The following is a 15,775-nucleotide window of genomic DNA, read 5'->3' as shown; positions in this document are numbered from 1 at the left end:
TCTTACACCTTCTAACAAGGAATAATTATGGCTTCAGATGAAGACTTTATTCTAGTGCCCAACCTCATCCCCAATACACGCTTTTTTAGACCTATAGCTATCAAACGAGGGATAGCAAAAGAACTGGTAGCAGCAAAAGGCGACAGCCAGGCTGTCTATAAACTCTCACTACAACACAGGGTTCCTCTCCAAGCCGCTAGCTACATCTCCAACTTGAAGCTAGCAGAGATAGAACGATCAACCAAATACAAATAAGTACATCATGAACCCTAAGACAATATTTATAGCAGAGTCCCTTCCCGGCAGTGGAAAATCTACAAAGTTCATTGAGGCACTACCTACACTTATACACACCAGCAAGATTGTGTATGCGATGCCTACGAACGCTCTTATCAGAGAGCTTGAAGTGAATATCAAAATCAACGCTGGCATCTCGCCTATCGTCATTACATCTGAGACGATGGGAAATGTTACGGCCCACCTAGAGAAAGTCTTAGCTGCAAATGCACATCCATTGATTATGGTTACTCATGAGGCGCTAAGACGTGTAGACCCTCGTCTCCTTGAAGGTTGGGAGCTTGTAGTGGATGAGGTGCCAACGGTCAGCGACTGTAAGACACATTCATTTGATAGCACTAGCTATCTAGGGAGTCTTGCTAACTACCTGACCATTGGATCTGATAAGAAAGCCTCACTGAACCCTGAACACATTGCCTTGGCTGAAACCATGATTAGGGCTAAGGACACCAGCGCTCTCAGCAAGCCCGCCCTTGAAGTGCTTCAATCTATGCTCACACCTAAGTGTAGCATTGAGGTAGAACCCCAGAGCACCAAGGGTAAGCGTTTGGTACGCATCGTAAGCTATAGAGATTTCCTACCAGCCTTCTCATACGCCAACAGCGTTCATGTCCTTGCTAACAACGTACAGAACACCCTGCTAGGTGTGCATGCCAAGTATCAAGGCTGGGAGTTTGAACCATCTGAATTCACTCCTGAGTTTGATGGGTACGGAAAGCGTGTTGAGTTACATCCATTTCTAACTGGTCGCTACTCCAAGACCCAAAGCATGATGCAACGTAATGGCGATTGTGCAGAAGCCTGGGATGATGGAGTACAGCTAGCAGCATGGCTACGCGGTGTTATAGCAATGATTGGAGATGAGGAAAGCTTAGCCTTTATGCACGAATGGGTTAAGTTCAAATTTGACGCTAATATAACCACGCTTCCTATCGATAGCAGAGGTATAAATGGCTACCAAGATCGACGAATTGCTATCTGTCTTCAGCATGGCAATGTGAGTCCTGATATTGCGCTTAGCTTACATACGCTAAGCGATATGCTAGGTGTACCTGTAGCAGAAATTAGAAAAGCAATTGAGTTTGAACGCTTCTATGAAAGCACACTACAGGCTATTGCTCGCACCTCTTTGAGAGATAGAAACAATCTAGAGCCTGTCACCTTATTCGTTCAGAATATGGATATGGCTAAATACCTCCAAGGAATGCTTGGCCGTTTAGCAATAATCAGCACCGAATTGCTAATGACCCCTTGGGAGAAACAGCAATCTGAAAAGAAGAAAGCTAAAGCCATCATTCAAGCAGAAGCAGTGAGTATGTTTCAATCTGAAGGTACTGATAGAAAGACAATAGCTGCAAAGCTAAACGTTCCCTACCATCAGGTTAGACGCTGGACCGCAAAGCTACAACGTACGGCTTAAATTGTGCAACGTCGTCATTATTTTGTGCACTTTTCCTTAAAGACTCCTTAAGAGAAATTGCACAATTTGTATAGCTTACTAGGTATTCTCACCAAGATTTAACTAGCAAGCACCTAAAACTCTAGATCACCAATCATGAGTTTAAAAGCAAAAGCAACGTCGGCACAGCCGACAAAGAGCACGCATTAAAAGAGAGAATCAAAAGCGGACTACCTACCAGTATATTTGCTCTTGATCTTTCTTTATTGCGTATGCCACTACGTGGCGTGCTTTTGCTTCTGCTGTCACGCAGTGACTCCTGCTGAAAGCCCTCTACTCCCCCTTCCTGATACAAAAGAACATAATGGACATTACAGACAAACAAAAGAAAGACTATATAGAAACCTTTTCCCATGCTGACTTAGCAAATAAGCTAGGAGTCAGCCTTACGGCGCTAGACTCACAAGCTGAATTATTAGGCTGGAAAGAAGAACATCGACTCTATTGGTTTGACAAGTCAGTGGAGATACTGAAACAAGAGTTAATCAATGGAAACGTGTCAGCTGTCAAGGAGATGCTGAAGCTAACTGGTGTAAACAGACCAGTAGGCAGGCCTCGCAAGCTAGATGTAGAACATCACATTGCGGTTGAAGCTAAGATTTCTGAAGAATGGGCCACAGATATTCGTAGAATGAATGCTGTTAAATAGAATTATTTATTTATAGAAGGGCGAGGCATTGACTTCTAGCGCCATTGACCACATTTAAAATTATGGGCATTAGACATAATTAGGGCATAGTTAGCGTCACGCTCAGTTTCTAGGAGGTTCCTAGATGCCCCTCTGGGGTGCTCAATGCGTCGCCACATTGGCCGTTCTTCACAGGGGCTAACGCCTACTGCGCCTGATAGTTCAGCTATCAGTAACCTGCCCTTCTAACCAAGCCAGAGGGGATAAGCCTACACCTATTCGCTGGTGTATAGCGGGCCTGTTTACAAACCACCGGCGCGGTCCTCTCAGCGCTCACACCACCACTACACCATCGAAGGTTCGCTATGATGCTACTAACATTGAAGCGCCTCACTCCCTAAGACGTACAGTTCAGCATCTGCCAGGCCCGTTTGCCTAAATATATTTTATACGATTACAGGAAAACAGGTCAAGCACACTGACTTGCAACTAACTTCATGACACAAGACCTAGCATGTTCGATCTGCTCTTGACTCCCAAACTTATCTTCAATGGTCCTAAGACCTGGAATTAAAAACTTACACGAGTCGTATGCTGCTAGCTCAACCGAATACCCCTCCGCCTTTAATTGATATAGCTTGAGCATATGTACCTTGCAGCCACCCTCCTCCATAGCCCCGTGATACAGGTCTCGGTGCATACCGATAAAGTCAGCAATCTGATTACCAAATTTCTTACCCTGCCAAACCCAGTACATTCCCTTGAGCATCCGCATCCTTCCTACCCCAACCGCACTGAACACCAGTTAATTTCTAGCAGAAATTTAGAAGATACATTGCATAGGAAGGAAGCCCACCCATACCCCCCCGCCCCCCCCCCCCCGTTAAAGAAACGCGTACAGCCCCCTACGGCGTCACTCAAGGCGTGCACGATTCAACACATAGCGTTGGAGTCGGGAGCGTGGCCGATAGGCGTACATCGCCTCACAGCAGGCACGTAGCTCAGTTGGTTAGAAAGCCTGTCCTTGTGAGGCACGAACAACGGGCTAGGGAGTGAGCTTGCGAACGTACCACCACCTAGACAAGAAAGTGCTCAGGCCATATGTATCAATAGGTTAGGTAGAGTCGTTCACAATGGTTTATGTGAACAGAGGCAAGACATGAATCTACGTTCACATTGCCTTGTGTGAACGAAGCCTATAGCTTGTGAACGTTTTCTTAGGCAAAGAAAAAGGGGAACCCTTTCGGATTCCCCTTCACACCGCCCAGCAGAGCGGATTTTGTTTGGTAGGCGCGATTGGACTCGAACCAACGACCCCCACCATGTCAAGGTGGTGCTCTAACCAACTGAGCTACGTGCCTGCTGTGAGGCGGCATTCTACGGAATTCCGGAGGGGTGTCAACACCTTTTTTGCAGCTAACCCTCTGAATATGCGAATTTTTTAATTTCGAGTTCGACCAGAAGATTTTTCGATGGCTGGCAGGCGTTTTTCAACTCAGGTAGGATCGGCGCAATCGTCAAGAATATTAAACAGAGGTTGCAGGATGGCGAACACTCCCTACCCACAGTCGTATTACGCTGCATCAGCCAACAGCGCCCCGGATCGCCCCTCATTGCAAGATGACGTGGAAACCGATGTCTGCATCATCGGTGCCGGCTACACCGGTCTCTCCAGCGCCCTGTTTCTGCTTGAAAACGGTTTTCGAGTCACTGTCCTGGAAGCCGCCAAGGTCGGCTTTGGAGCCTCCGGGCGCAACGGTGGACAGATCGTTAACAGCTATAGCCGCGACATCGATGTGATTGAACGCAGCGTCGGCCCGAGGCAAGCCCAATTGCTCGGCCAGATGGCCTTCGAAGGCGGCAAGATCATTCGTGAGCGGGTCGCCAAGTACCAGATCCAGTGCGACCTGAAGAACGGCGGAGTATTCGCCGCCATCACCAAGAAGCAGATGGGCCATCTGGAGTCGCAGAAGCGCCTGTGGGAGCGCTACGGCCACACTCAACTGGAATTGCTGGATCAACGCCGCATTCGCGATGTCGTCGCCTGTGACCTCTATCAGGGCGGCATGCTCGACATGAGCGGCGGACACATTCACCCCCTCAACCTGGCCCTGGGTGAAGCGGCAGCCGTGGAGTCCCTGGGTGGCACCATCTACGAACAGTCTCCGGCGTTGCGCATCGAACGCGGCGCCAACCCGGTGGTGCACACCCCACAAGGTAAGGTCAGGGCCAAGTTCATCATCGTTGCGGGCAACGCCTATCTGGGCAACCTGGTGCCAGAACTAGCCGCCAAATCGATGCCCTGCGGCACCCAGGTCATTACCACCGAACCACTGAGCGATGAACTGGCAAACAGCCTGCTCCCTCAGGATTACTGCGTCGAGGATTGCAATTACCTGCTGGATTACTACCGCCTTTCCGCCGACAAGCGCCTGATCTTCGGCGGTGGCGTGGTGTATGGCGCCCGCGACCCGGCCAATATCGAGGCGATCATTCGTCCGAAAATGCTCAAGGCTTTCCCGCAGCTCAAGGACGTAAAGATCGACTACGCCTGGACCGGAAATTTCCTGCTGACCCTGTCGCGCCTGCCACAGGTCGGACGCCTGGGCGACAACATCTACTACTCGCAGGGCTGCAGCGGCCATGGCGTCACCTACACCCACCTGGCAGGCAAGGTGCTGGCAGAAGCCCTGCGCGGCCAGGCAGAGCGTTTTGACGCCTTTGCCGAGCTGCCGCACTACCCCTTCCCCGGCGGCCAGCTCCTGCGTACCCCATTCACGGCAATAGGCGCCTGGTATTACAGCCTGCGGGACAAGCTGGGGTTCTGATAAACCTGCACCTCTCCACATAAAAAACCGCCCATAAGGCGGTTTTTTTAAATTGTGCGGAGGAAATTATCGACCGCCTGAGCGACAGAGAAAAAGGCGGATTCCGAAAACAAAAAACCCCGGTCTTTCGACCGGGGTCTTTGCTATCGATCCGAAGAGCCTGTGGCTTCTTCGTCACTTGAAGGCGTTCAGTATTCCCTCAAGTAGATATGGCGCAGCGGACGGGACTCGAACCCGCGACCCCCGGCGTGACAGGCCGGTATTCTAACCGACTGAACTACCGCTGCGTATCGCTTGGACTTGCGTCCGTTAAATCGTCTGATTGAAAAGCTTCGGTGCTTTGCAATCTCAGAACAGGCGAACCTGATCTGGAAAATATGGCGCAGCGGACGGGACTCGAACCCGCGACCCCCGGCGTGACAGGCCGGTATTCTAACCGACTGAACTACCGCTGCGCGTCGGTTGGATGCCTCTATGAGGCCTCCGTCTTTCTCGCGAAAGACACTCAAGAAGTGGTGGGTGATGACGGGATCGAACCGCCGACCCTCTGCTTGTAAGGCAGATGCTCTCCCGGCTGAGCTAATCACCCTTTGCTTCGTTGAGGCCGCGAAATTTACGCAGATACCGATGCTAAGTCAATACCCTGCTTGAAGTTTTTCTGAAAAAGACCAAATCGCGACAAAGTCGATGGCAGAGAACGGCAACCCTCAGCATCCTGGTTGCGTCCGCCACACATCTTCAATCGCAATAAATCATTTTCTTGCTCATGCCGCCGTCGACCACGAACTCCTGGCCGGTGACGAAACCAGAATTTTTCGACAACAGCCACGCCACCATTGCCGCCACATCCTCGACCGTCCCCACCCTGCCTGCCGGGTGCTGGGCATGATCGGCATCGCTCAGGGGCTCGGCCCGACGGGCTGCCGGGTCACGAGCGTCGATCCAGCCAGGACTGACGGCATTGACCCGAATTTCCGGCCCCAGGCTCATGGCCAGGGCATGGGTCAGGGCCAGTAACCCGCCCTTGCTCGCAGCATAAGCTTCGGTATCAGGCTCCGATTGCCTGGCGCGCGTAGAGGCCAGATTGACGATAGCGCCACCATGGGCACGCAGATACGGCGCACAGTGCTTGGCCAGCAGCATCGGACCACTGAGATTGACTGCCAGCACGCGATTCCAATGCGCTAGATCAAGACTCTCCAGGGTGATATTGCGTGGATCGGCGACCGCCGCATTGCACACCAGGGCGTCGAGCCGCCCGAATTGCCCCAGCACCTCGGCGACCCCCAAGGCGACCTGGGCTTCGTCCGCCACGTCCATGCCAATGAACCAGGCGCTCTCGCCCAGCACCTTGGCCACTTGCGAACCACGCGCACGATCCAGATCAGTCAGCACCACCTGCCATCCCTCGCTGATCAGCCAGGCGGCAATACCGAGGCCAATACCGCGTGCCGCACCGGTTACCAGCGCGACACGACCATTGGCAATGCTCTGCTGCTCGGACAACTCGATCACAAGGCGGCCAGTCCGCGCGCCAGGTCAGCCTGCAGATCCACGACATCCTCAAGACCGACAGCGATACGAATCAGGCTGTCACGAATCCCCGCCGCTTCGCGCTCTTGCGGCGCCAGGCGGCCATGAGAAGTGGTGCTCGGATGCGTGATGGTGGTCTTGCTGTCACCCAGGTTCGCGGTGATGGAAATCAGGCGAGTGGCATCGATGAAGCGCCAGGCCCCTTCCTTGCCCCCCTTGACCTCGAAACTCACCACCGCACCGAAGCCGCGCTGCTGACGCTTGGCCAACTCGTATTGCGGATGGCTTGGCAGACCGGCGTAGTGCACCTTCTCGACGCCGTCCTGCTGCTCCAGCCATTCGGCCAGGGCCTGGGCATTGGCGCAATGGGCGCGCATGCGCAGGTTGAGAGTTTCGAGCCCCTTGAGGAAGATCCAGGCATTGAACGGGCTCAAGGTCGGGCCAGCGGTACGCAGGAAGCCCACCACTTCTTTCATTTGCTCGCTGCGACCCGCCACCACACCGCCCATGCAACGGCCCTGGCCGTCGATGAACTTGGTAGCCGAATGCACCACCACGTCCGCCCCGAGCTTCAGCGGCTGCTGCAGCGCCGGAGTACAGAAGCAGTTGTCGACCACCAGCATTGCGCCCTTGGCATGGGCGATTTCGGCCAAGGCCGCGATATCCACCAACTCGGCGAGCGGGTTGGATGGCGACTCGACGAACAGCAGCCTGGTATTGGCCTTGATCGCCGCATCCCAGCCGGACAGATCCGCCAGCGGCACGTAGTCGACCTCGATACCGAAGCGCTTGAAATACTTCTCGAACAGACTGATGGTCGAGCCGAACACGCTGCGCGAAACCAGCACATGATCGCCCGCGCTGCACAAACTCATGACCACCGAGAGAATGGCCGCCATGCCGGTGGCCGTGGCCACGGCCTGCTTGGCGCCTTCCAGAGCGGCGATACGCTCTTCGAACGCACGCACGGTCGGGTTGGTGTAGCGGGAATAGACATTGCCCGGCACTTCGCCGGCAAATCGCGCGGCCGCGTCGGCGGCCGTGCGGAATACGTAACTGGAGGTAAAGAACATCGGATCACCGTGCTCCCCTTCCGGAGTACGGTGTTGGCCGGCGCGCACGGCCAGGGTATCGAAAGCTACGCCATCAAGGTCGCTGTCCAGCCGACCGGCATCCCAATCCTGACTCATGCCGCCTACTCCTTATGTCTTCAAATCAGTTGTTGTACAGATCGATGATCGCGCTGACCGCTTGAGTCTTGGCCTTGGAGGCATCGTTGCGGGCGTTTTCGATCTTGTCCAGGTACGCCTCGTCGACGTCACCGGTGACGTATTTGCCATCGAACACCGCACAGTCGAAGCTCTCGATCTTGATCTTGCCGCCGCCCACGGCCTCGATCAGGTCCGGCAGGTCCTGATAGATCAGCCAGTCGGCGCCGATCAGGTCGGCCACGTCCTGCGTCGAGCGATTGTGGGCGATCAGCTCGTGAGCGCTCGGCATGTCGATGCCGTACACGTTCGGGAAGCGCACCGCCGGAGCCGCAGAGCAGAAGTAGACATTCTTCGCGCCGGCTTCGCGGGCCATCTGGATGATCTGCTTGCAGGTGGTGCCGCGAACGATCGAGTCGTCCACCAGCATCACGTTCTTGCCGCGGAACTCCAGCTCGATCGCATTGAGCTTCTGGCGTACGGATTTTTTCCGCGCCGCCTGGCCCGGCATGATGAAGGTGCGGCCGATATAGCGGTTCTTGACGAAGCCTTCGCGGAACTTGACGCCCAGGTGGTTCGCCAGCTCCAGCGCGGCAGTACGGCTGGTATCCGGAATCGGGATGACCACATCGATATCGTGGTCCGGACGCTCGCGCTGGATCTTCTCGGCCAGCTTCTCGCCCATGCGCAGGCGTGCCTTGTAGACCGATACGCCGTCGATGATCGAATCCGGACGCGCCAGGTAGACGTGCTCGAAGATGCAAGGAGTGAGTTTCGGGTTGGTCGCGCACTGACGGGTGTGCAGCTTGCCGTCTTCAGTGATGTAGACCGCTTCGCCCGGCGCCAGGTCGCGGATCAGGGTGAAGCCCAGGACATCCAGGGAAACGCTTTCGGAGGCGATCATGTATTCAACGCCTTCATCGGTGTGACGCTGGCCGAACACGATCGGGCGGATACCATGGGGATCGCGGAAGCCGACGATGCCATAACCGGTGATCATGGCCACGACCGCGTAACCACCGACACAACGGTTGTGCACGTCGGTAACGGCGGCAAACACATCCTCTTCGGTCGGCTGCAGCTTGCCGCGCTGGGCCAGCTCGTGAGCGAAGACGTTGAGCAGCACCTCAGAATCGGAACTGGTGTTGACGTGGCGCAAGTCAGATTCGTAGATCTCCTTGGCCAGCTGTTCAACATTGGTCAGGTTGCCGTTATGCGCCAGGGTGATGCCGTAAGGCGAGTTGACGTAGAACGGCTGAGCTTCGGCCGAAGTCGAGCTACCCGCGGTCGGATAACGCACATGGCCGATCCCCATGTGGCCCACCAGGCGCTGCATGTGGCGCTGCTGGAACACATCACGGACCAGACCGTTGTCCTTGCGCAGGAATAACCGGCCATCATGGCTGGTCACGATACCGGCAGCGTCCTGGCCGCGGTGCTGGAGCACGGTTAGCGCGTCATACAGCGCCTGATTGACGTTCGACTTACCGACGATACCGACGATGCCACACATGCGACGCAACCCCTACTTAATGAAACTGAACTGAACACATCTTACTGAGGCGTTTTGGCCGGTAAGAGTTGTTCCTTGAACGGTATTTCAGCGGGTACGCTGATACCGCTGGCCAGCCACTGACTGCTCCACCCCAATATGAGGTTTTTTGACCAGTCTGCAACCAATAGAAATTGTGGCACCAGCCGCGACTGCTGCCACCAGGAATCCTGTTGCACCGGCCCCAGGCTCAACAGCCCGACTGCCACGACCACCAGCAATGCGCCACGCGCCGCGCCGAAGGCCATGCCCAGGAATCGATCGGTTCCGGAAAGGCCGGTCACACGAATCAATTCGCCGATGAGAAAGTTGATCATCGCGCCTACCAGCAAGGTGGCGACAAACATGATGGCACAGCCCGCGATCACGCGAGCCGAGGGAGTTTCGATGTATCCGCTGAGGTATTCGGACAGGGAACCGCCAAACATCCAGGCGACGACTCCTGCGACGATCCAGGTAAGCAGCGATAGCGCTTCTTTGACGAAGCCGCGACTCAAACTGATCAAAGCGGAGATGGCGATGATTGCAACGATCGCCCAGTCAACCCAGGTAAATGGCACAGTGCAGCCTACAGACGGATAAGGCGGCGCATTTTAACAGAGCCCATGCCCGTCGGTAAGCTGCGATTCACTGTGCTTTGCAAATCAAGGAAATAGCCTTCAACCGCGCTCAGGCTGGAAGCGCACGACAAAACCCTTGAGGTTCTGCTGACGGCCCAGCAAGTCACGCAGGCGATCTGCCTCGGCCCGCTCGATCAATGGACCGACGAACACCCGATTCTTGCCCTCGGCGGAGCGGATATAGGCGTTGTAGCCCTGGCTGCGCAGGGTTTTCTGCAGGTTTTCAGCACTTTCCCGACTGGACAGGCTGGCCAACTGCACCGACCAACTGATCGAAAGGCCATTCGCGTCGACACGGCTGGTAGTGGTGTCGGGCTTGGCTGGCGCGGCCGCAATCGGCTGCGCCGGAGCGGGAGCAGGAGTCGGTTTCGGCACTGGCGTCGGGGCGACTGGCTTGCTCGCAGCGACAGGCGGCGCTACCGGAGCCGTCGGGGCGCTTGGGGCAATCGGCGTCGAAGGCGCGGCCTGCTGGACCACCTCTTCTGCAGGAGAAACCTGATCCTGCGGCAGCACTTGCGGTTCAGGCACCACTACAGGCTCGACCTGCACCTGGGCGACAGCCGGCGCCTGAGGCACCGCCGGCGCTTCGACAACGACTTGGCGCTGCTCATCTTCGCGGGAAAACAGCATCGGCAGGAAAATCACCGCCAACGCCACCAGGACCAGGGCCCCCACCATTCGCTGCTTGTAGACGTTATCCAGCATAGCCATGTGCAGCTTCCTCCGTGGAGCGCCGGGCAAGCCACTCGAGCGCCTCGGCAACACAATAAAAAGATCCGAACAGCAGAATCTCGTCGTCGGCCGTAGCCCGCGCACACTGCCCATCCAACGCAGCGGCGACGCTTTCATAGGACGCTACCGAAGCCCCAAGGTTCTCCAGTGCCGCCCGCAGATCCGCGACAGGACGCGCGCGCGAAGAATCCAGCGGCGCCACCGCCCAATGCTCGACACAAGCATCCAGGCGAGCCACCACGCCCTCCAGGTCCTTGTCCGCCAACAGGCCGAACACCGCCAGACGCTTGCCCGACAGCGGCCGACGCGCCAGGCGCTCGGCCAGATACTCGGCGGCATGAGGGTTATGGCCGACATCCAGCAACAGATTCAGGCGCTTGCCCTGCCACTCGAACTGACGGCGGTCCAGGCGCCCGACCACTCGCGTGCGCTGCAAGGCGTCGGCGAGGGTTTCAGCGTCCCAGGGCAGCCCCAGCAACGAATAGGCTTGCAAGGCCAGCGCCGCATTCTCCATGGGCAAGTCGAGCAGCGGCAGATCACGCAATTCGATGGCATTGCCCTGCGCATCGAGACCACGCCACTGCCAATTGTGCTCGGTAATTCCCAGATCGAAATCCCGACCCCGCAGGAAGAACGGACAGCTCAACTCACGAGCCTTATCCAGCAAGGGCTGTGGCGGGTTCAAGTCACCGCAGAGCGCCGGGGCACCCTGGCGGAAGATGCCGGCCTTCTCGAATGCGACGGATTCGCGGCTATCCCCCAGGTACTCGGTATGGTCGACGCCGATACTGGTCACCAGGGCCAGGTCGGCATCCGCCAGATTGACCGCATCCAGACGCCCGCCCAGGCCCACTTCCAGCACCACGGCATCCAGGCCGGAGCGCTGGAACAGCCAGAAGGCAGCCAATGTCCCCATCTCGAAGTAGGTCAGGGAAATTTCGCCGCGCCCGGCCTCGACGGCGACAAAGGCGTCGCACAGCTCGGCATCCGTGGCTTCGACGCCATCGATCTGCACACGCTCGTTGTAACGCAGCAGGTGGGGCGAGTTGTAGACCCCGACTTTCAGCCCCTGGGCCCGCAGCAAGGACGCCACGAATGCGCAGGTAGAACCCTTGCCGTTGGTACCGGTCACCGTGATGACCCGAGGCGCCAGCCTGCCCAATCCCATGCGGGACGCTACTTCCTGCGAGCGCTCCAGCCCCATGTCGATGGCTGACGGATGCAACTGCTCGAGGTAGGCAAGCCAGTCGCCAAGGGTACGTTCGGTCATATGTTTGCTGGCACCGGCGGCACGACGATCGGCTCGACAGGCGCGACCACGAACTCAGGCGTCGGCAGGCCCATCAGTTGCGCCAGCAGGTTACCCAGGCGCGGACGCAGCTCCTGGCGCGGGATGATCATGTCGATGGCGCCGTGCTCCAGCAGGAACTCACTGCGCTGGAAACCTTCCGGCAGTTTCTCGCGCACGGTCTGCTCGATCACGCGAGGCCCTGCGAAACCGACCAGCGCCTTCGGCTCGGCAACGATCACGTCACCCAGCATCGCCAGGCTGGCGGACACACCACCGTAGACCGGGTCGGTCAATACGGAGATGAATGGCAGACCTTCTTCACGCAGGCGCGCCAGCACCGCTGAGGTCTTGGCCATCTGCATCAGGGAAATCAGCGCCTCTTGCATCCGCGCACCGCCGGAGGCGGAGAAGCAGACCATGGGGCAACGGTTTTCCAGGGCATAGTTCGCAGCACGAACAAAACGCTCGCCGACGATGGCCCCCATGGAGCCGCCCATGAAGGAGAACTCGAATGCCGACACCACCACCGGCATTCCCAACAGGGTACCGCTCATGGAAATCAGCGCATCTTTCTCGCCGGTCTGCTTCTGGGCCGCGCTCAGGCGGTCCTTGTACTTCTTGCCGTCACGGAACTTCAGGCGGTCTACCGGCTCCAGGTCCGCGCCCAGCTCGGCACGGCCTTCAGCGTCGAGAAAAATATCGATGCGGGCGCGAGCGCCGATGCGCATGTGATGGTTGCACTTGGGGCAAACGTCCAGGGTCTTTTCCAGCTCCGGACGATACAGCACCGCCTCGCAGGATGGGCACTTGTGCCACAGACCTTCAGGCACCGAGCTTTTCTTCACCTCGGAACGCATGATCGAAGGGATCAGTTTGTCTACTAACCAGTTGCTCATGCTTTCTTTCTCCAGTACCGGTGGCCCGAACACTCTGGTTCGCAGCCCCGCGTATGCCCTTGAGCTAAATTCATGTATGCGGCGATGACCTGTTCGCTACCGCGGTCAGCGCGAGCTTGACCTGCCTGTGCCGAACAGCTCCTCAGCCATCCCGACAACCCCAGGATAGAGCGGTTGTCACTTCGATTTCGGCCCGCCCCAGCGGCGGTGCCGGCCTGTTTTGTACAGTGGTGTTATGGACGGCGGCAGACTGCCAGCCGTCACATCGGCTGACAACTACCGCGAACGGCCTGCATGAAAGCACGAATCCTTGCGTGGTCCTTGATGCCCTTGCTCTGCTCTACCCCACCGCTTACATCCACGGCATAGGGGCGAACCCGGGCAATCGCCTGACCGACGTTTTCCGCCGACAGGCCACCCGCAAGAATGATCGGCTTGCTCAGGCCCTGCGGCACCAATGACCAGTCGAAGGCCTCGCCGGTTCCCCCCGGCACGCCCTCGACATAGGTATCGAGCAGGATGCCGCTGGCTCGTGCATAAGCCGCGCAGGCACCGGCAATATCGTCGCCGGCCTTGACCCGCAGCGCCTTGATGTAGGGGCGGTGATAACCCTCGCAGTCCGCCGGCGTCTCGTCGCCATGGAACTGCAATAGATCCAGTGGCACCGCGTCGAGGATTTCACCCAGCTCACAACGGCTGGCATTGACGAACAGTCCCACGGTGGTCACGAACGGCGGCAGCGCGGCAATGATCGCTCGCGCCTGCTGCACGTTCACTGCCCGCGGGCTCCTGGCGTAGAACACCAGCCCAATGGCATCGGCCCCGGCCTCGACTGCCGCCAACGCATCTTCAATGCGGGTAATCCCACAAATTTTGCTGCGAACGGCTGGCATGTCGTTTGAACCTCAAGGCAAATCCGGGAAAGTCCCGGATGGTAGCAAATGCTTTTCCGGGCGTCAGCCGTCAAGTTCCGTGAAGCCGGTGAGGAAATGTGGCCCGATGTATCGCTCCGGCAATTCGAACTCATCACGGTATTCGACCTGCACCAGATACAGGCCAAAAGGATGCGCGGTCACCCCACCCGTACGGCGGATCCGGCTTTCCAGCACCTCCCTGGCCCACTCGACCGGACGCTCCCCTGCGCCGATGGTCATCAATACCCCGGCGATGTTGCGCACCATGTGGTGCAGGAACGCGCTGGCACGGATATCCAGGACGATCATCTTGCCGTGCCGGGTCACCCGCAGATGATGGATCTCCTTGATCGGCGATTTGGCCTGGCATTGGCCGGCACGAAAGGCACTGAAATCATGGGTGCCCACCAGATAGCCGGCCGCTTCTGCCATGCGTTCGACATCCAGCGGACGGTGGTTCCAGGTGACCTCTTCGTTCAGGTGCGCCGGACGAATCTGGTCGTTGTAGATCACATAGCGATAACGGCGGGCAATCGCCTTGAACCGCGCGTGAAAGTGCGCCGGCATGACCTTGGCCCAACTCACGCTGATGTCATGGGGCAGGTTGATATTGGCCCCCATTACCCACGCCTTCATCGACCGCTCGGCCTGGGTATCGAAATGCACCACCTGACCACAGGCATGCACCCCCGCGTCGGTACGTCCGGCGCAGGACAGCAGCACCGGCGAATCCGCCACTCTGGACAGGGCCGTCTCAAGAGTTTCCTGGACGCTCGGCACGCCGGAAGCCTGACGCTGCCAGCCGCGATAACGCGAACCCTTGTATTCGACACCCAACGCGATTCTGAAAAAGCCTGCGGCCGCCATTTCGGCGGCCGCGTTATCTATATTTGCCAAGAACTTACAGCCTGCTGATATGCGCAAAGGCGGCCATTATAAAGCGCGCGCCAGCAGACGCCATGCACCGCCTGTTTTTAGTTGGGATGACGGATGAATCAGCGACTGAGCAAACGGGATTGCATGACGCCCCCAGCAAACGCTATATATCGATCTATATAACGAAACCCATCCCCCGACCGGAACCTGATCCATGACCGCCATCGATAAAGAAGCCGTAGGTGCCGCCTACAGCCTGCAGGGCATGCTCCATGCCAAGCACAAGACCTGGGAAGCCATCACCGCGATCGCCGGTCGCATCCGACCAGGCATGCTCGAATCCCAGGCTCGCGCACTGGGGCTGGAAGTTCTTGCCGAGCTGGGCATGGACAGAATCTGGCACCCGGCGCTGATCCGCTTTGGCGAAAACACCCTGAAGACCTTCAAGCAGCGCTCCGAAGGCGATCCGGCGCTAGGCGAAAACGACATCTTCTTTATCGACCTGGGAGTCGTCTGGGACCGCCATGAAGGCGATTGCGGCGCAACCTTCGTCACCGGCGACGACCCCGAGATGCATGCTTGCGCTGCAGCAGCCAAGACGCTGTTTGAACAGGTTCGTGATTATTGGGGCGAACACAAAGTGGCCGGCCCCGCGCTGTATCGCTATGCCCAGGAGCAAGCCAGCGCCATGGGCTGGGTGCTGAACCTGGAGATCAAGGGACACAGGGTCAGCGACTTCCCCCACGCCATCTACCGAGCCGGCGACCTGGGCAACTTCGAGCAATGCCCCAACGTCGGACTATGGATCCTGGAAATCCAGATCGCCCACCCTACCCGGCCGTTCGGGGCATTTTACGAAGACCTGCTGGCCTGATCGTCAAGCGCTGGCCACGGCCGCGCAAATAAAAACGGCAGCCTCGATGGCTGCCGTTGCTGAGCCC

At 57.5% G+C, this 15,775-nt stretch carries 14 protein-coding genes and 4 tRNA genes; 5 read left to right on the top strand and 13 right to left on the bottom strand.

Going from position 1 to position 15,775, the window contains the following annotated elements:
* The first annotated feature begins 27 nt into the window (after positions 1-27).
* The 3 genes from TO66_RS32450 to TO66_RS32440 all read left to right on the top strand — a co-directional run bounded on the left by TO66_RS32450 (position 28) and on the right by TO66_RS32440 (position 2,405).
* A complete protein-coding gene (locus TO66_RS32450) occupies positions 28-255 on the top strand; it encodes a hypothetical protein (RefSeq protein ID WP_082061061.1) in 228 nt (75 codons plus the stop codon).
* Between the two features lie 7 nt (positions 256-262).
* On the top strand, positions 263-1,717 hold the full coding sequence (locus tag TO66_RS32445; RefSeq protein WP_082061060.1) for a DEAD/DEAH box helicase family protein: 1,455 nt from the start codon (positions 263-265) through the stop codon (positions 1,715-1,717).
* Positions 1,718-2,060: 343 nt separating this feature from the next.
* Positions 2,061-2,405: a hypothetical protein gene (locus TO66_RS32440; protein WP_082061059.1), complete on the top strand. Its 345-nt coding sequence runs from the start codon at positions 2,061-2,063 to the stop codon at positions 2,403-2,405.
* A 1,263-nt stretch (positions 2,406-3,668) separates the two neighbouring features.
* Here the strand turns inward: TO66_RS32440 and TO66_RS10610 are convergent.
* A tRNA-Val gene (locus tag TO66_RS10610) sits at positions 3,669-3,745 on the bottom strand.
* 183 nt (positions 3,746-3,928) lie between these two features.
* Between TO66_RS10610 and TO66_RS10605 the strand changes: the two genes are divergently transcribed.
* A complete protein-coding gene (locus tag TO66_RS10605; protein ID WP_044462283.1) occupies positions 3,929-5,212 on the top strand; it encodes an FAD-binding oxidoreductase in 1,284 nt (427 codons plus the stop codon).
* Between the two features lie 210 nt (positions 5,213-5,422).
* Here the strand turns inward: TO66_RS10605 and TO66_RS10600 are convergent.
* From TO66_RS10600 to truA, 12 genes are all read right to left on the bottom strand, one after another.
* Positions 5,423-5,499, bottom strand: a tRNA-Asp gene (locus TO66_RS10600).
* A 91-nt stretch (positions 5,500-5,590) separates the two neighbouring features.
* Positions 5,591-5,667 (bottom strand) — tRNA-Asp (locus tag TO66_RS10595).
* A gap of 58 nt (positions 5,668-5,725) precedes the next feature.
* Positions 5,726-5,801, bottom strand: a tRNA-Val gene (locus tag TO66_RS10590).
* 149 nt (positions 5,802-5,950) lie between these two features.
* The gene (locus TO66_RS10585; protein ID WP_409077190.1) at positions 5,951-6,718 is read right to left on the bottom strand and encodes an SDR family oxidoreductase; all 768 of its coding nucleotides are present in this window, start codon (positions 6,716-6,718) and stop codon (positions 5,951-5,953) included.
* Positions 6,719-6,723: 5 nt separating this feature from the next.
* A complete protein-coding gene (locus TO66_RS10580) occupies positions 6,724-7,935 on the bottom strand; it encodes an O-succinylhomoserine sulfhydrylase (RefSeq protein WP_044462281.1) in 1,212 nt (403 codons plus the stop codon).
* 25 nt (positions 7,936-7,960) lie between these two features.
* Positions 7,961-9,466, bottom strand: a complete 1,506-nt coding sequence (gene purF / locus TO66_RS10575) for an amidophosphoribosyltransferase (RefSeq protein ID WP_044462280.1) — start codon at positions 9,464-9,466, stop codon at positions 7,961-7,963.
* A gap of 41 nt (positions 9,467-9,507) precedes the next feature.
* Positions 9,508-10,065, bottom strand: a complete 558-nt coding sequence (locus TO66_RS10570; protein WP_044462279.1) for a CvpA family protein — start codon at positions 10,063-10,065, stop codon at positions 9,508-9,510.
* A gap of 99 nt (positions 10,066-10,164) precedes the next feature.
* A complete protein-coding gene (locus tag TO66_RS10565) occupies positions 10,165-10,836 on the bottom strand; it encodes an SPOR domain-containing protein (protein ID WP_044462278.1) in 672 nt (223 codons plus the stop codon).
* Positions 10,820-12,127 carry a bifunctional tetrahydrofolate synthase/dihydrofolate synthase gene (gene folC, locus TO66_RS10560; RefSeq protein WP_044462277.1) on the bottom strand — a complete coding sequence of 436 codons (1,308 nt, stop codon included), beginning with the start codon at positions 12,125-12,127 and terminating at the stop codon, positions 10,820-10,822. The genes TO66_RS10565 and folC overlap by 17 nt, the downstream gene beginning before the upstream one ends.
* On the bottom strand, positions 12,124-13,044 hold the full coding sequence (gene accD, locus TO66_RS10555; protein WP_044462276.1) for an acetyl-CoA carboxylase, carboxyltransferase subunit beta: 921 nt from the start codon (positions 13,042-13,044) through the stop codon (positions 12,124-12,126). Before accD ends, folC begins: the two co-directional genes overlap by 4 nt.
* A gap of 260 nt (positions 13,045-13,304) precedes the next feature.
* On the bottom strand, positions 13,305-13,937 hold the full coding sequence (locus TO66_RS10550) for a phosphoribosylanthranilate isomerase (RefSeq protein ID WP_044462275.1): 633 nt from the start codon (positions 13,935-13,937) through the stop codon (positions 13,305-13,307).
* A gap of 63 nt (positions 13,938-14,000) precedes the next feature.
* A complete protein-coding gene (gene truA / locus TO66_RS10545) occupies positions 14,001-14,825 on the bottom strand; it encodes a tRNA pseudouridine(38-40) synthase TruA (protein ID WP_044462274.1) in 825 nt (274 codons plus the stop codon).
* A gap of 223 nt (positions 14,826-15,048) precedes the next feature.
* Here truA and TO66_RS10540 point away from each other — a divergent pair, with 223 nt between their 5' ends.
* The gene (locus tag TO66_RS10540) at positions 15,049-15,708 is read left to right on the top strand and encodes a M24 family metallopeptidase (RefSeq protein WP_044462273.1); all 660 of its coding nucleotides are present in this window, start codon (positions 15,049-15,051) and stop codon (positions 15,706-15,708) included.
* Positions 15,709-15,775: the final 67 nt, after the last annotated feature.

Origin of the sequence: Pseudomonas sp. MRSN 12121 (genome assembly GCF_000931465.1) — a bacterium.
Lineage (GTDB): Bacteria > Pseudomonadota > Gammaproteobacteria > Pseudomonadales > Pseudomonadaceae > Aquipseudomonas.
Note: the sequence above shows the minus strand (reverse complement) of the source record. Positions and strands in the feature narration are given on the sequence as shown.

What these genes read in the sequence shown, in the direction of transcription:
- purF (WP_044462280.1), bottom strand. Translation starts at nt 9,466, where the DNA reads ATGTGTGGCATCGTCGGTATCGTCGGTAAGTCGAACGTCAATCAGGCG.
- accD (WP_044462276.1), bottom strand. Translation starts at nt 13,044, where the DNA reads ATGAGCAACTGGTTAGTAGACAAACTGATCCCTTCGATCATGCGTTCC.
- folC (WP_044462277.1), bottom strand. Translation starts at nt 12,127, where the DNA reads ATGACCGAACGTACCCTTGGCGACTGGCTTGCCTACCTCGAGCAGTTG.
- TO66_RS10565 (WP_044462278.1), bottom strand. Translation starts at nt 10,836, where the DNA reads ATGGCTATGCTGGATAACGTCTACAAGCAGCGAATGGTGGGGGCCCTG.
- truA (WP_044462274.1), bottom strand. Translation starts at nt 14,825, where the DNA reads ATGGCGGCCGCAGGCTTTTTCAGAATCGCGTTGGGTGTCGAATACAAG.
- TO66_RS32440 (WP_082061059.1), top strand. Translation starts at nt 2,061, where the DNA reads ATGGACATTACAGACAAACAAAAGAAAGACTATATAGAAACCTTTTCC.
- TO66_RS32450 (WP_082061061.1), top strand. Translation starts at nt 28, where the DNA reads ATGGCTTCAGATGAAGACTTTATTCTAGTGCCCAACCTCATCCCCAAT.
- TO66_RS32445 (WP_082061060.1), top strand. Translation starts at nt 263, where the DNA reads ATGAACCCTAAGACAATATTTATAGCAGAGTCCCTTCCCGGCAGTGGA.
- TO66_RS10540 (WP_044462273.1), top strand. Translation starts at nt 15,049, where the DNA reads ATGACCGCCATCGATAAAGAAGCCGTAGGTGCCGCCTACAGCCTGCAG.
- TO66_RS10605 (WP_044462283.1), top strand. Translation starts at nt 3,929, where the DNA reads ATGGCGAACACTCCCTACCCACAGTCGTATTACGCTGCATCAGCCAAC.
- TO66_RS10580 (WP_044462281.1), bottom strand. Translation starts at nt 7,935, where the DNA reads ATGAGTCAGGATTGGGATGCCGGTCGGCTGGACAGCGACCTTGATGGC.
- TO66_RS10550 (WP_044462275.1), bottom strand. Translation starts at nt 13,937, where the DNA reads ATGCCAGCCGTTCGCAGCAAAATTTGTGGGATTACCCGCATTGAAGAT.